The sequence below is a fragment of the Rhizobium leguminosarum genome, from assembly GCF_001679785.1.
In the GTDB taxonomy this organism is placed as follows: Bacteria; Pseudomonadota; Alphaproteobacteria; order Rhizobiales; family Rhizobiaceae; genus Rhizobium; species Rhizobium leguminosarum_R.
The window spans coordinates 2072623-2087010 of record NZ_CP016286.1; the positions used below are offsets into that span (position 1 = coordinate 2072623).

The 14388-nt window shown below is 61.6% G+C and carries 15 protein-coding genes and 3 pseudogenes; 7 read left to right on the forward strand and 11 right to left on the reverse strand.

Annotation, left to right across the window (positions count from 1 at the left end):
* Position 1 precedes the first annotated feature (1 nt).
* Together BA011_RS41430 and BA011_RS10370 are read right to left on the reverse strand one after the other, a co-directional pair.
* Positions 2 to 172 (reverse strand): annotated as a pseudogene (locus tag BA011_RS41430) (acetylxylan esterase); the annotation flags it as partial.
* An 82-nt stretch (positions 173 to 254) separates the two neighbouring features.
* Positions 255 to 874, reverse strand: a pseudogene (locus BA011_RS10370) (NAD(P)H-dependent oxidoreductase).
* 93 nt (positions 875 to 967) lie between these two features.
* Here BA011_RS10370 and BA011_RS10375 point away from each other — a divergent pair.
* The 3 genes and pseudogenes from BA011_RS10375 to BA011_RS10385 all read left to right on the forward strand — a co-directional run bounded on the left by BA011_RS10375 (position 968) and on the right by BA011_RS10385 (position 3195).
* Positions 968 to 1639: a TetR/AcrR family transcriptional regulator gene (locus tag BA011_RS10375; RefSeq protein WP_065280386.1), complete on the forward strand. Its 672-nt coding sequence runs from the start codon at positions 968 to 970 to the stop codon at positions 1637 to 1639.
* Positions 1640 to 1648: 9 nt separating this feature from the next.
* A pseudogene (locus BA011_RS10380) lies at positions 1649 to 1897 on the forward strand (isochorismatase family protein); the annotation flags it as partial.
* Positions 1855 to 3195: an epoxide hydrolase family protein gene (locus tag BA011_RS10385; RefSeq protein WP_065280388.1), complete on the forward strand. Its 1341-nt coding sequence runs from the start codon at positions 1855 to 1857 to the stop codon at positions 3193 to 3195. The pseudogene BA011_RS10380 and the gene BA011_RS10385, both read left to right, overlap by 43 nt.
* Positions 3196 to 3289: 94 nt before the next feature.
* Here BA011_RS10385 and BA011_RS10390 read toward each other — a convergent pair whose 3' ends face one another.
* A complete protein-coding gene (locus tag BA011_RS10390) occupies positions 3290 to 3682 on the reverse strand; it encodes a VOC family protein (RefSeq protein ID WP_065280389.1) in 393 nt (130 codons plus the stop codon).
* A gap of 153 nt (positions 3683 to 3835) precedes the next feature.
* Here BA011_RS10390 and BA011_RS10395 point away from each other — a divergent pair, with 153 nt between their 5' ends.
* The gene (locus BA011_RS10395; protein ID WP_237352630.1) at positions 3836 to 4384 is read left to right on the forward strand and encodes a methyltransferase family protein; all 549 of its coding nucleotides are present in this window, start codon (positions 3836 to 3838) and stop codon (positions 4382 to 4384) included.
* 120 nt (positions 4385 to 4504) lie between these two features.
* Here the strand turns inward: BA011_RS10395 and BA011_RS10400 are convergent, their stop codons facing one another.
* The gene (locus BA011_RS10400; protein ID WP_065280391.1) at positions 4505 to 5287 is read right to left on the reverse strand and encodes an alpha/beta fold hydrolase; all 783 of its coding nucleotides are present in this window, start codon (positions 5285 to 5287) and stop codon (positions 4505 to 4507) included.
* Between the two features lie 371 nt (positions 5288 to 5658).
* Between BA011_RS10400 and BA011_RS10405 the strand changes: the two genes are divergently transcribed.
* On the forward strand, positions 5659 to 6351 hold the full coding sequence (locus tag BA011_RS10405; RefSeq protein WP_065280392.1) for a GntR family transcriptional regulator: 693 nt from the start codon (positions 5659 to 5661) through the stop codon (positions 6349 to 6351).
* A 5-nt stretch (positions 6352 to 6356) separates the two neighbouring features.
* Here BA011_RS10405 and BA011_RS10410 read toward each other — a convergent pair whose 3' ends face one another.
* The gene (locus BA011_RS10410) at positions 6357 to 6752 is read right to left on the reverse strand and encodes a hypothetical protein (protein ID WP_003540671.1); all 396 of its coding nucleotides are present in this window, start codon (positions 6750 to 6752) and stop codon (positions 6357 to 6359) included.
* 281 nt (positions 6753 to 7033) lie between these two features.
* On the opposite strand from BA011_RS10410, the gene BA011_RS10415 reads away from it, so the two are divergent.
* The gene (locus BA011_RS10415) at positions 7034 to 7279 is read left to right on the forward strand and encodes a DUF6429 family protein (protein ID WP_041365332.1); all 246 of its coding nucleotides are present in this window, start codon (positions 7034 to 7036) and stop codon (positions 7277 to 7279) included.
* Here BA011_RS10415 and tnpC read toward each other — a convergent pair.
* The 3 genes from tnpC to tnpA are packed head-to-tail and all read right to left on the reverse strand — an operon-like array spanning position 7248 to position 9714.
* The gene (gene tnpC, locus BA011_RS10420) at positions 7248 to 8891 is read right to left on the reverse strand and encodes an IS66 family transposase (protein WP_064246225.1); all 1644 of its coding nucleotides are present in this window, start codon (positions 8889 to 8891) and stop codon (positions 7248 to 7250) included. The two genes, BA011_RS10415 and tnpC, sit on opposite strands and share 32 nt — an antisense overlap.
* A 47-nt stretch (positions 8892 to 8938) precedes the next feature.
* Positions 8939 to 9289, reverse strand: a complete 351-nt coding sequence (gene tnpB, locus BA011_RS10425; protein WP_064246224.1) for an IS66 family insertion sequence element accessory protein TnpB — start codon at positions 9287 to 9289, stop codon at positions 8939 to 8941.
* Positions 9286 to 9714: an IS66-like element accessory protein TnpA gene (gene tnpA, locus BA011_RS10430; RefSeq protein WP_041365281.1), complete on the reverse strand. Its 429-nt coding sequence runs from the start codon at positions 9712 to 9714 to the stop codon at positions 9286 to 9288. The genes tnpB and tnpA overlap by 4 nt, the downstream gene beginning before the upstream one ends.
* Before the next feature lie 333 nt (positions 9715 to 10047).
* Between tnpA and BA011_RS10435 the strand changes: the two genes are divergently transcribed.
* Positions 10048 to 10818, forward strand: a complete 771-nt coding sequence (locus tag BA011_RS10435; RefSeq protein WP_065280393.1) for a siderophore-interacting protein — start codon at positions 10048 to 10050, stop codon at positions 10816 to 10818.
* A gap of 126 nt (positions 10819 to 10944) precedes the next feature.
* Here the strand turns inward: BA011_RS10435 and BA011_RS41440 are convergent.
* The 3 genes from BA011_RS41440 to BA011_RS10455 all read right to left on the reverse strand — a co-directional run bounded on the left by BA011_RS41440 (position 10945) and on the right by BA011_RS10455 (position 14378).
* A protein-coding gene (locus BA011_RS41440; RefSeq protein ID WP_130672637.1) for an IS5 family transposase occupies positions 10945 to 11705 on the reverse strand; the annotation gives its coding sequence in 2 pieces (ribosomal slippage) (positions 10945 to 11378 and positions 11378 to 11705; 762 coding nt in all).
* 200 nt (positions 11706 to 11905) lie between these two features.
* Complete coding sequence (locus tag BA011_RS10450) at positions 11906 to 13147, reverse strand: FAD-dependent oxidoreductase (RefSeq protein ID WP_065280394.1); 1242 nt, start codon at positions 13145 to 13147, stop codon at positions 11906 to 11908.
* Between the two features lies 1 nt (position 13148).
* Positions 13149 to 14378: an Atu1372/SO_1960 family protein gene (locus BA011_RS10455; protein WP_065280395.1), complete on the reverse strand. Its 1230-nt coding sequence runs from the start codon at positions 14376 to 14378 to the stop codon at positions 13149 to 13151.
* Positions 14379 to 14388: the final 10 nt, after the last annotated feature.

Below are 14388 nucleotides of genomic sequence, written 5' to 3' on the forward strand. Positions count from 1 at the left end.
AGCTACGGGAAAGCACCGGCTGCGGATCGACCGTCAGCGCCTCGAGATAACGCGCCTCCCAGAACGCATCGAAGCAATCAGGCGCCTCGGGCGGCTCGACCGCAAGAAGCTCTTCGACCTGCATGCCGTAGGTTGGATCGAAGGCGAAGGGATGTGTCGTCGGAATACTCATCCAAGGCTTGTCTCGTGAAAAGGCCGGCGGCGCAAGACTCTGCCTTAGCCAGCCGATAAACCTTACCGGCACTCAGACACCTTTACGCGGCGTCAGTCGCCTCGTTTCGCCCGGATGTGACGAAGAGCCTGCGGCCAACGGCGCGCGCAGTCTCCAGATGGGCGGCCGCATGGTCCGGTCCGGCTTCGAGCAACAGCTCCGATGTCACGACGCGGGCGCCGCAATAGTCGAAGATCCCGTGATCGATCTGCGTCTTCATCGCGCCGAAATAACCGTGCCGCGTATAGGTCCCCGCATCGGCGCCGCCGAGGCCGACCAGATGCACCGGGAGACGGCCAAGCAGCTTCACGAGCCCGGCATCCGCGCGATCGTCGTAAGCCCAGCCATTCGTGAACACCCGGTCGATCCATCCCTTGAGCAGCCCCGGCATCGACCACCAGTAGACGGGATAGACGAGCACCAGCGCATCGGCGCGGTCGATCCTTGCCTGCTCGGCGGCAACGTCGGCGGGCAGCACCCCTTTCCTCAGATGCAGGGCGATATCGACCGCGGTGAACCGGGGATCGAAGCCCTCGGCCGCGAGATCGGCAAACTCGACGCAATGGCCGGCATCGGAAAGTGTGACACCTTCGGCAAGATGGGCGGCGACGCCGTGGGTGAGCGACTGGGATCGGGATGCGCGACGACGATGAGCGCGTGCATGCAGAAAACTCCTGTTGAATGATTGCGGACGGAAGTCGCGGGCTGTATACCTTTGGTAAGCTACTTTCAGTAAGTTACTTTTGGTATATAGTGATGTCAAGCGCCGAAACAACAGGTCAGCCGATCGATCCGCAACCTCGCCGCCGCCTGTCGCGGCAGGATCGGCATCGCCAGTTGCTCGACGTCGCTTGGCAGATCGCCCGTGACGAGGGAACGGAAGCGCTGACCCTCGGCCGGCTTTCCGAGCGGGCGGGCGTGACGAAACCCGTGGTCTATGATCATTTCGAAACCCGCCCCGGCCTGCTCGCCGCGCTCTACCGCGAATTCGACACCCGCCAGACGGCTGTGATGGACGCAGCCCTTGCGGCAAGCCAGCCGTCGCTCGCCGACCGGGCCACAGTCATCGCCGCCTCCTATGTCGACTGCGTGCTTCTTCAGGGCCGCGAAATCCCCGGTGTGATCGCAGCACTTGCCGGCTCGCCGGAACTCGAAAGGATCAAGCGCGAATACGAAGCGGCCTTCATCGAGAAATGCCGCATCGCGCTTTCGCCCTTTACCGGTGTCGGCACGATCGCCGCAGCCGGCCTCTGGGCCATGCTCGGCGCCGCCGAAGCCCTCTCCTATGCCGCCGCGTCGGGCGACATCACCGCCGTCGAGGCAAAGAACGAACTCTTCGAAACCATCGTCGCGATGGTGGCGAGAAGTATGGGCGGCGGCACGCATCCCGATCACCTGCGCGATACGGCCGGCCTCGCATCGAGATGATCCGGCGGGAATACCTGTATCGAATCCACCGCCCGCTTCGCCATGGAACTCGGTTATTTCGCGACCCTGCTGAGCGACGCGACGGCCGCCTTCTCGCACCAAATGATGCATGCTGCGCACAAGCTGAACGGCCCGACCTATGCCCATGCTATTCTGACGACGGCCGAACTCATCGAAGTCTTGCCCAAGGCGTCTGCTTCAAAGGAGACAATGCCATGCTCTTCAAAATGCTCACAAGTGCCGGCTCGCAATCCCTGAACCGCGACCGGCGCAGGTTCCTGACCACCGCGGCGATCGGGATCGCCGCCGCGGGCGCGACCAGCCTGTTTCCGTCCTATCCGGTATCGGCTGCCGCGGGAGATGCGATCCGCCCGTTTCGCGTCGACACTCCCGAGGCGGACCTCCTCGACCTTCGCCGGCGCGTGCTGGCAACACGCTGGCCCGAACGCGAGACGGTCGACGACCAGTCGCAGGGCATACAGCTCGAAAAGATCAAGCCGCTCGTCGATTATTGGGGCACCGGCTACGACTGGCGAAAGGCGGAAGCGAAGCTGAACGCGCTGCCGCAATTCATCACCGAGATCGACGGCCTAGACATCCACTTCATTCACGTCCACTCGAAACATCCGAATGCCCTGCCCGTCATCATCACCCATGGCTGGCCGGGATCGGTATTCGAGAACCTCAAGATCATCGGCCCCCTCACCGATCCGACCGCTCATGGCGGACGCGCCGAAGATGCGTTCGACGTGGTCATTCCGTCGATGCCGGGCTACGGCTTCTCCGGCAAGCCGACCGGCACCGGCTGGGGGCCGGACCGCATCGCGCGGGCCTGGGCGGAACTGATGAAGCGCCTCGCTTACAGCAGCTACGTCGCCCAGGGCGGCGACTGGGGCTCGCCGGTCTCCGGCGCGATGGCACGGCTCGCGCCACAAGGTCTGCTCGGCATCCACATCAACCTGCCGGCTGTCGTGCCGCCCGAAGTTGCCGCGGTGCTCGCCGCGGGCGGGCCGGCGCCGCAGCGACTCTCCACCGAGGAACGCGCGGCGTTCGATGCCCTCAGCGCCGCAGCCAAGATGGGGAACAGGTCCTATGCCACGATGATGGGCACGAGGCCGCAGACGATCGGCTACGCCATATCGGATTCCCCGGCCGGCCTTGCGGCATGGACGCTCGGTCATCCGGGCTTCACGCACTGGACCTACGACAGCAGCGATCCCGAAAAGTCTCCCGACGAGGTGCTCGACGACATCACGCTTTACTGGTTGACCAACAGTGCCGCTTCCTCGGCCCGGATCTACTGGGAATATGGCGGCGGGCGCAGTCCCGTCCTTGCGGCCGGGGAGAAGACCTCCAAGATCGCGCTTCCGGTCGCCATCACCGTCTTTCCTGGGGAGAGTTATCAGGCCCCGGAGACATGGGCCCGTCGCGCCTATCGCAACCTTATCTATTTCCACAAGGTCGACAAGGGCGGCCACTTCGCTGCCTGGGAGCAGCCGGAGCTCTTCTCCGCCGAGCTTCGAGCAGCGTTCAGGCCGCTGCGCCGACCGATATGAGAGGAGCGGCGGCCCCTCGCCGCTCAGGGATGCTGCCGCCTGGTATGATTGTCCATGATCGGCACCGGGGTCGCCGCCTCCCTTGGCGCCAAGCTCACGGATTCCAGCCGCCACTGCCATAGGGGCGCGTGATGATTTCGATCAGATGACCGTTCGGATCTTCGAAATAGACCCCGCGCCCGCTGTCGTGGTCATTGGTCTCATCAGGCTTCCGCTGGCCGGGGTCAGCCCAGTAGCGCAGGTTCCGCTCGCGAATTCGATTGAATATCGCCTCGAATTCAGCGTCTCCGACCAGGAAGGCGTAGTGTTGGCGGACGATTTCGCCTTCAGTATCCATATAATCGAGATTGGCGTCGTTGTCGGTCGTGACCATGTAGAACGGCCCCCAGCGCCGCGGCGCCGGCAGCCCCAACATGTCGGCCAGAAAATCTGCCGAGGCCTTGCTGTCGCGAGCCGACAGAATGGTATGATTGAAGTGGATGGGCATGGTGGCGTCTCGCAAACGAGGAGCTGCAAGCTTGATGGAAGCTTTGCCGGTTAACACCCGCGGCCGCCTCTTGTTCCGAACTTCGACCGCGCCTCTCCGCCTTCAAATCTCTTTCGAAACGAGGTAGACTCACCGGTGGAGGAGCCGCGACAAATGGCACGAAACACGCGCCCCATACGCTGGAATCCCAGGGACCGGGGAGACCGGATGGGTGGCGGCATCAACGCGGCGAACGGCAATTTGCGCGACAGTTCGGGCGCGGCGGTGCGGCCGCCGATCGCCTGGGCGCTGACGGTCGTGGCAGGGCTTGCGCTCGACTGGCTTTATGCGCTGCCGTTCCTGCCGGCGGCCATGCCTGCCGGTGGGCTCGGTGGCATCGTGTTCCTCGCCGGCCTGGCGCTGCTGATCTGGGCGGCAGCAACCTTCCGCCGGGCGGGGACACAGGTCCAGCTCAGCCGGCCGACGACGACGATCGTCGACGAAGGCCCCTATCGCTTCACGCGCAACCCGATCTACATCGGTATGTTCCTCGGCCTCATCGGCCTCGCCGTCGCCTTCGACAGCCTGTGGCTCATCATCCTGTTGGTGCCGTTCTACCTCGTCATCCGCTACGGCGTGGTCGCCCGCGAGGAGGCCTATCTCGAGCGGAAATTCGGTGACGCTTATCTCGCCTACAAAGCCCGCATCAGGCGGTGGCTGTAGCGAGCGTCGACCTGCTGAAACCCGAATGACGGAAACGGGTCGAGACACGACCCCTCGCGGCATCATGGCATCGCCAAAGCAAGCCGGCAAACGGCATCGCCGCTTTGCCGGCCGCTGAGATCAGTTCGTGTTCTGCCCCGCCGCCTCGATGATCAGCCGGGCAATCTCGTCAGGGTGGGAGATCAGCGACAGATGGCTGGCCTTCACCTCTATCGTCTTCGCCCCCATGCGCTTGGCCATGAAGCGTTCGAGATCCGGGTTGATCGTCCTGTCCTCGGTGGAAACGGCATACCAGCTCGGCTTCGAACGCCAGGCCGCCTGCGTCGTCTTGCCGGTCAGCAGCGCCTTCTGGAACGGTTGCTGCACGGCATAAAGAACTTTGGCCTTCGCCTCCGGCAGGTCGCCGGCGAAGTCGTGCAGGAATGCTTCCTCGCTGAGGCGTCCCTCGTCGCCGTCGAAGACGATGCCGGCGGACGCCGGCGGCGTCGGGAAGGTTTTGGCGAGAGCGGTATAATCCTCACCTGCATCCGGCGCCCGTGCCGCCACATAGACGAGCGCCGAAACATCAGGGTGCACGCCGGTCTCCGTGACCATCATGCCGGAAAACGAATGCCCGACCAGAACCGTCGGGCCATCCTGACGGTCGAGCACCCGCTTCACGGCAGCGACGGCCTCGGGCAGCGTCGTCAGCGGGTTCTGCACCGCCGTGGCATTGAGCCCGGCCGCCTGCAGGCGCGCGATCACCTCGGTCCAGCACGAACCGTCGGCAAACAGCCCGTGCGCCAGCACGACGTTGCGCACCTTTACGGGAGCGGATGTCGCGGCCATACCGCGGGTAGCAAGCAGAGAAGCGGCGGCGCAGGCAACAAGGGCAGCCGAGAAAGTCCGTCTGTTCATCATCATGATCTGGTTCCTTGTGCGTCCAGGAATTGAAGGATCGAAAGCATGCTGGTTCGGGACCGAAGAACGAAGCCAAGTCAAAATCGGTTGGTCTGTGATGCCATGTCGGAACGGTTCGCTTTGCCCGGCGCGAGACGTTGGCCTTCGCCGCGTTGCGGCTCCCGTCGTATTCAAATTCGGTATTTGAAGGGCCTCGTGTATGCAGAAGCCTCGCTTGCTGGAGATTTATGTATTCCCATCCGATATAAAGTCAATTATTGAATACGTAACACCTTCGTGATGCCATAAGTGTATACGCTGAGCGGCAGGTCAAGCGCATTTGTATACACAATCGATCGAGCCGTCGATGTTGAAATTAGATCGGAGATAACGGAATGGCGAGTGGTTTCGAAACTGAGGATGACGGCGATGATCGCGGGTTGCTCTCCGACCGCATCCGCAACGCCCTGACGGACGAGATCGCCACCGGCACGCTGGCGGCCGGCGCAGCATTGGACGAACAGCAGCTTGCCGATCGTTTCGGCGCCTCCCGCACGCCGGTTCGGGAAGCTTTGCGTCAGCTGGCGGCGGGCGGTCTCGTCGAGCTTCGCGCTCGACGCGGCGGTGTCGTCGCCCGCATGACGCCGGAACGCATCATGGAGATGTTCGAAACGGTGGCCGAAATCGAGGCCGTATGTGTCAGGCTCGCCACCTACCGCATGACACCGCTGGAGCGCAGCCACCTGATCGAACTGCACGATCTCTCAGAGCCGACCGTCGAAGCCGGAAATTTCGATGCCTATGACAGCTTCAACCGCCAATTCCATGAAGCCATCTATCACGCCACCCACAATAGCTTCCTTGCCGAACAGGCGATCGCCGTGCGCAACCGCCTGAATGCCTTCCGGCGCACGCAGCTGCGCCAGGGCGAACGGCTCCGCCGATCCCGGGACGAACACGAGGCGATCATGCAGGCGATCGCCGAAGGCGACGGTGAGATGGCATCCCGGCGCATGCGCGCCCACATGCTGAACGCCGCCACCTCGCTCAGCCGTTTCATCGAAACCAACAAGCCGGGGGGAGTTTGACGTTCTTACGGCACGGGGCAGCGGTATTTATAGGCGATCAACGTCGTCATCAGCTCGTCGCCGGTGGCCTCGCGAATGCCGGGATTCTCTTCCAGGAATGTACACAATGTATTGCCGATTGCTTCCGCGGTCGTTCCAACCGGCACACAGACGTTTACCCCAACGGAGTTGGCAAAATACGCCGAGTTCACCATTGCTTTCGGCGCAGGAACGACTTCGGTGAAAATACGGCGGGCCAAATATTCGTCCCGGTTCCACTTGTCCAACCAACCCGCGACATATCCGACGACAAACTGCCGGGAGCCGCCGCAATCAGAATAAAGCAGGTCACCGCTGGAAAATCCGGCAGGAATCTTTGCTGAAACCGTTGCCAACAGGGTGGCGATCAGAATTCCCGACATCACATCTCCAAAGCTCGCGATGGCGGAGCTTTGATCGGGAAAGTGTCGGAAATTAGCTTCAAACGTGTCATCTTTTTTTCTGCAACTAAAAACAAAATGGCCGCTGGTCTCACGTCAGCCTCAATCGAACCGACTGACCTCAAGCCTGCTGCCGACCGGCAGCAGCACGCTTGACGTCCTGGATTCTGGGGTCCATCGTCTTCTCCATAACCGCTGATCGGCCGTATCCATCCGAGGTGGGCCGCAGGACTTAATGGGGTTCGCGTGGTAACGTCGGGTTCATGGAGATCGATGAGGACAAGATCGACGATGCCGTTTTGGCGCTGTTGTGGCTAACGCTGCATAACGAGCGTTGTGCCTGGAAGGGCTTTGACTGGGCAACGACGGATCGCTTGCATCAGAAGGGCATGATCGGCGACCCGGTGAACAAGTCGAAGTCGCTGGTGCTGACGGACGAGGGTCTGCGGCGGTCGGAGGAGCTGTTTCGGACGCTGTTTACGCGGCAACCGATATCGCCACCGCCTTGATCCTCTTCCATTCCCAAGGCAAGAGCTCACGCAGGCGGGAGACGGGAAGATCTGCGATGCGCGTCAGCACATCTGCGAGCCAAGCCTTCGGGTCGATGTCGTTGAGGCGGGCCGTCGTAATAAGGGTCAGCATGATGGCCGCCCGGTCGGCGCCCCGCTCGGATCCGGCGAAGCTCCAGTTTTTTCTTCCACATGCAACCCCGCGCAGGGCTCTTTCCGCCGCGTTATTCGTCATGCAGATCCTGCCGTCGTCGGCGTATCTGGCAAAGTCGGCCCAGCGCGACAGCATATAGTTGATGGGTTCAATCACCGGTGAGGATCGCGACAGGCCTTCGAGTTCCAGCCTGAACCAAGCCTCCAGTTCGTCGAGCAGCGGCTTGCTCTTTTCCTGGCGCACGGCAAGGCGCTCTTCGGCGCTTTTGCCGTTGATGTCGCGCTCGATGTCAAACAGCGCATCGATGCGTTTGACCGCTTCCAGCGCCGTCGCAGAGACAGGCCTCAAGCCCTTGCCCCGCCGGGCACTGCGAGAGACATCGGCCAGCTCGAAGAACTTTCGCCGCGCATGGGCAAAACAGAAGGCTGGCGTTACCGGGATTTGTTTCCTGCTCCGGTCGAAGAGCGGATTGAAGCCATTGTAGCAATCGGCCTGCAGGATGCCGGTGAACTCGGCCAAATGTCGTTGCGGATGTTCGCCACGCCGGTCGCTGGAGGCGTAGAAGACGGCAGCCGGCGGCGACTGCCCGCCAAATGGCCGGTCGTCGCAAACGTAAGTCCATATGCGGCCGGTAATGCACTGCCCCTTGGCCAGGATCGGGATGGTGGTGTCATCGCCGTGGAGGCGCTCGGCCGCAAACACGTGGGTTTCGATCATATCGAAGAGTGGCTTGACGGCGGCGCTGACGTAGCCAACCTGGTCGGCGAGCGTCTGGGTTGACAGATCAATCCCCTCGCTGCGGAACCGGCGACTTTGGCGGTTCAGGGGCTGATGCTCGGAGAATTTGTCGAAGACGATCGTGGAAAGAAGGTTGGGGCCAAGGAAGCCGCGCGACGTGGCATGGAAAGGCGCCGGCGCCTGGCTGATGCAGCCACAGTCCCGGCAGGTAAATTTCTCCCGGACGGTTTCGACGATCTTGAAGCGGCGCGGGACCTCCTCCAGCGTCTCGGTAGTATCCTCACCAAGCTTCGACAGACGCTCGCTGCCACAATGGGTGCAGGCGGTCGGCGCGTCGACGACGAGACGTTCGCGCTCAATATTTTCTGGCCAGGGTTTGCGCACCGGGCGCTTGCGGGTGAAGGCACGAACGGTCTGTGTTTTCGCTGAGGCCGCCTCTGACGCAAGCTCATCCTCGGTCGCATCAGCGACCAGTTCCTCAAGCTGCAATTCCATCTGGTCGATCAGCCGCTGGGTGCGCTCCCGGCTCGGACCGTGTTTGTCGCGCTCCAACTTGGCGATCAGCAATTGCAGATGGGCGTTGAGCGCCTCAATGCCGGAAAGTTTTGCTTTTGCACTGCTCGCTTCAGCCTCAGCGCGTATCCGCGCCTCGCGTTCCGCCAGCAACGCGGCGTGGGCGCTGGCAAGATCGTCCGGCAGTGAGAGAGGCGGTAACGACATGCTGTCATAGAAGCATATTTATCCAACAAATTCAATGCAAAAGACGTTCAAACCCGCGTCGGGCGCCAGGTTTCCTGAGGGGCTCGCCAGTCAATTCCGGACAGCAAATAAGAAAGCTGCGCCGGCGTGATTGCCACCGCGCCGCCCTCTACATTCGGCCAGATAAACCGGCCGCGTTCCAATTTTTTCGTGAACAGGCATGCGCCCTGGCCATCATGCCAGATCAATTTTACCAGATCACCTCGGCGGCCCCGGAAGCAGAACAGATGACCGCCCAGCGGGTCATGCTTCAACACTTCCTGCACCCGAAGGGCTAGCGAAGGAAAGCCGCACCGCATGTCTGTATGTCCGGTCGACAACCAAACCTTGACACCCGTTCCCATCGGAAACGGGTTCATCGCAACGTCTCCAGACCCCGCATAATCCGCAGCAGGACGTCCACGTCGACATCCCGACCGACGATCACACGCCGGTCGTTCGCACTCACCACCTCCATGCGACCGTGGTCGCTGACAGGCGGCGGCACAGCGACAGTCGCCGCAGGTGGCGTGTTCGCAACAACCGGCTCGGCAACGACGATCGCTGGAACAAACCCGTTTGTCGAGCGGTGGACAAGCCGTCCTTCCCGGGCGGCCCTGCGCCAGGCATTCAACTGCCAGCGCGTGATCCCATGACGCTGCGCCGTGGCCGTCACCTGCCGCGGGCCGTTATAACTCTCAGCCACAATCGCTAGCTTCGCTTCATCCGTGAAACGCCGGCGACGCCCGCTATCGACAATCTCCATCCGGCTAAAATGCCCGGTGAGATCATTCATCAAGTCCATGTGTGAAGCACCGTCTATATTGCCGTCTATATAGACAGAGCATCCACACTCTCACTCACTCCACAATGCGGCCCAACTCGGATGCGTTCGATCGGCCGATCATTGCCCCAACCGGAACGGCACCGGAAAGTTAAGCTTTGGCAATCATCGCCCTTGTTGACCACCTTGCCGTTGCACATGTTGTCGCCGTCGGCTACATCATGCCGTCAATGGTCGGGTCACCCGGCCACGTAAGCGTTAACGTCACTCAACGCGTATGATCGAACGGCTTTGCGGCTTCGATCTGCGCGACTGTGTCCTGCGGATCGAGCTTCAGAAGCCCCGGAAGGACACATGGATAACAATCAATTCAAAGATCAAGCTTCATCGACCCCTGGCATCGAGCGGATTCGCCACGACACGCGGCGGCGCTTACTGACAGTCGAAAGCGTCGTCGATATCACTCCGAGCATGCGCCGGGTCATTTTGGCAGGTGACGATCTCGCCGATTTCATCAGCCTCGGTGCGGACGACCACATCAAGATCTTCATTCCCACAGCCGATGGTGGAGAAGAGCACCGTGACTACACGCCGCGCCGCTATGACAATGCCGAGCGGAGATTGACCATCGACTTTGCCTTGCATGAAGCAGGTCCGGTGACGCGATGGGCGATCGACGCCCGCCCGGGCGACAGGCTCGAGATCGGCGGACCAAGAGGCTCCGCCGTAGTGTCGAAGACCGTAAAACGATGGCTGCTGATCGGCGACGAAACCGCTCTGCCGGCGATCGGCCGCCGGATCGAGGAAAGCGGCGCCGGAACCGTCGTCACCACAATCGCAGCCGTCATCGGCCCGCTGGAAGAGCAGACCTTCGAGACATCAGCCGAACTGTACGTCCGCTGGGCACACCGGCCGCTTTCTCAGGCAACCGATGCCACTGCACTGCTGAAACTCTTGAGCACGGTCGATATCAAACCGGAAACCTTCATCTGGGTCGCGGCGGAAGCCTCGGTGACACGCGATATCCGCGCCTACCTGCTGGAACGAGGTTGCCCGCTCGGCTGGATCAAGGCTTCCGGCTACTGGGTGTTCGGCAAGGCAGATACGACAGAGAAATTCGGCTAGAGCATGATGCCGACAAGTGTGAGCGGTTTTCGGACGACATCATGCTCTAACTCTTTAATTTAGAACAGGATTCAGATTTTAGGCCGACCCGACCTAAAGTCATCCTGTTCTAGGCCGTGTGGACAGTTATCTGAGCCATAGCACGGTTGCGGCGATAGTGACGACAGCTTGGTAGTTTCGGGCGGTTTTCTCGAAGCGCGTGGCGACCCTTCGGAACTGCTTGAGTTTTGAGAAGCAGCATTCGATCAGATGGCGCTGAGCATAAAGGTCCTTGTCCAGCGGATATTTTTTGGCACGAGAAGGATTGTTGGGGATGACGGCGACTGCGCCTTTTCCGGCGATTTCGGCGCGCAGGCGATCACTGTCATAGGCGGTATCACCCATGACGACCTTGGCGGGAAGTCCCTCGATCAGGGCATCAGCTTGCGGTGCATCTCCTTTCTGGCCTGCGGTGAGTGTGAAGCGAACCGGGCAGCCCAACCCGCGCACCACCATGTGGATCTTGGTGCTCAGACCGCCGCGAGAGCGACCAAGGGCCTGATCTTCAGCCCCCTTTTTGCGCCGGCAGCGTGCTGATGGGCGCGGATGATGGTGGAGTCGACGATCAGATATTCAAAATCTGGATCGTCTGACATCGCCGCAAACATGCGCCACCAGATACCCTTCTGGCTCCAGCGGCTAAAACGGCGGAAGACACTGTTCCACTCGCCGAAGACCTCTGGTAGGTCACGCCAGGGCGAGCCAGTGCGTACGATCCAAAGCACGGCCTCCACAAACATTCGGTTGTCGCGGCCTGACGAACCGCGCGTGCGCTCGTCACCAATGATGTGGGGAGCGATCCGCTCCCACTGTTCATCCCGCAGCACCAATCGATCCAAAACACCCATGACTGCCTCCAAAAGACAGTCTTGAATCTGATTTGCTCAAACTTGGGAATCCCAAGAGTCCACGCGGCCTAAGGGTCAATCCACACTCACGGCGTTCCGGATTTTATGATCCGGTGCGATCAGACGGATGTGAAGAAGTATGAATTGAGCGAAATCCCCACATCTGCCGGAACGCTGCGACAGGCGGATGGCGTCCGCTACTATAGCACCGGGCGGCCCCAGCCACCGACTTGTTGAACAAGATCGACCACGCGGCGGGCGGAGCCCAATGCGAGTGTCCAACCCAGCATGCCGTGACCGGCATTGATGTAGAGACCTTTGATGTGTCGGGAACCGGCGATAATGGGCCTGGAGGTCGGTGTCACAGGCCTCTCGCCCGACCATCTCATCAGTTCATCCGAACGCTCGAAAAGGTCGGGCAGCACCGCGGAGGCGGCCAGCTTGAGCGTGTCGAAACGTCTGGCATCAAAACCGGCCCCCGGACGCTCGATATCTGCCAGTCCGGCGACACGAAAACGGTCGCCGATTGCCGCAAAAGCAAGCTTTCGCTTGACGTCGGTCAGGCTGATACTTGGTGCAAGGCCAGTTCTTCGAACGGTGAACGAGTAGCCTCTGATGGGGCGTATGTCTCGGGCCTCGGGCAAATCGGATATGAGGGAACGGATCTGCGGTCCTGCGGCGACGATGGCTGCGTCGACGCGAAGCTCGTCGCGGTCCTCGAACCGCAGCCCCGTCAGCACGCCTCCCGTTTGGACGAAGCTCGAGACCCTCCTGCCGAAGAGCACCGAGACTTGCCCGCGCTCGATCATCCAGGCGGTGAGTTGGCGGCAAAATCCGGCCGCATCGCCAAGGGCATCACTGGGTGTATAAACGGCGCCGGCAATCTCTCCCTGATATGCGGCGAGCGCAGGCTCCACGTCTTCCGCCTCCACCCGCGTCAGCAGGCGCTGTTCGAAGCCGAGGGCATTCTTGCGCGCGACACTGGAATCGGCGGCAGCAAAACTTTGCCGATCGGCGTAGAGGTGCAGTTTTCCGGCGACACGATAGTCGAATTCGACATCGGTTTCTTTAAGCAGGATTGCGAGCTCGTGACGGGATTGTTCGGCAAGGCGCAGGATCTCCTGCGTATTGTTCCACCAACGCCTGAACCGGGTATTGGCAATAAATTTCAGGCCCCAGCAGAAAAAGTCCCGATCGAGTTGCCAGCGGATCCGGAAGGCCGGATCGCGGCCCATCGCAATCGCTGGCAGATGCTTCAGCAGGGCTGGTGATGCCATTGCGTCACCGTAGGCCCAGGACAGCTGCGCGGCGTTGCCGGCACTCGCTCCCATGCCCGGCTCGCTTGCCGCATCGATAAGTGTCACATCATGCCCCGCCCGGGCCAGAAGATAGGCCGACGATACGCCGATGACGCCGGCGCCGATCACCGCAACGCGTGCCATCTCAAGCCTCGTCGCCGACGACGGCCGTCAACTCGACCTCAACGGGAACCCCGCGCGGCAGGGATGTTACGCCGATTGCGATGCGGGCATGCGCCCATCGATCCGGGAAGAGCTCTCGGAGCAGTTCGGAAGCCCCATCGATTACGGCGCCGTGGCGCTCGAAAGCAGCATCCGCCGCGACATAGCCCGCGAGCCGGACGAAGCCCAGGATGTTGTCAAAGCCGCCCGCAGCCCCCTCCAGCTGTGCAAGCGCATTAAGAAGCGCCCAGCGCGCGCATTCTCGCCCCTCTTCGATGGAAACGCATGCTCCGAGATGTCCCGTCCGCAGCACCACACCATCCTTCAGCGGCACCTGACCTGAAACGGTGATGATATTGCCGGTCCGCACAGCACCGGAAAATGCGCCTGGCGGCGAGGATGCTTCCGGCAGAGCAAACTCAAGCCGTGCCAGTCGTGCGCGCACACGATTGCTTCCAGCCGATGAAGCACTGCGTGCCTTGCGGACTGCTGCTTCTGCGCTGCGGTCGACGAAGGCCCTCATGATATTCCTGTCGAGTTCGCTCAGCCGGTATTCGGGGTGCCACTGGATGCCGAGGCAAAAGCCGTCCGTGTCCCCTTCGAATGCTTCGATGGTTCCGTCCAGCGCCCGCGCGGCGACACGGAAGCGTCCTTGGCCGGCCAAAGCATGCCGGTGCAGGCTGTTGACGCGTGCCGGCCCCTTCCCCACCCAATCGGTCAGCACGCTGCCTTGCTCGAGGATGATCTCGTGCGCCAAAACGTCGGGGATATCTTGCGGGATGTGGGATACGGCGGCGGCCGGCAGCTCGGTTTGAAATTCGCCCCCAAGGCATTCACCGATCAGTTGCATGCCGTGGCATATGCCGAGAAGCGGCTTGCCCGTTTTCAAGGCCTGCTCGACCAGCTGAATTTCGAACTGTCTGCGCGCGCCTGTCACCTCGGTCCCTGGCCGCGCACCGGTAAGGACAATTCCATCGGCGAGTGCCAACGCCGATGCCAGGTTCCGGGTGTTGTAAGGCAAGATCAAAGGAATTCCCCCTGCCTCGGCTATGGCATCCGCATAGTTGGCGCGCACCACATACTCCGTCTCGGTCGGAGCATCAGGCGCCTCGCTGACGTCGGGCGTCATGAGGATCACCGGCCAGCGAGGTTCATGCGATTGCGTTGCAGGTCGACGTGCGTTGCCCGTGGCAACGGTCGTTTCAGTGGTCATGATCTTGGCC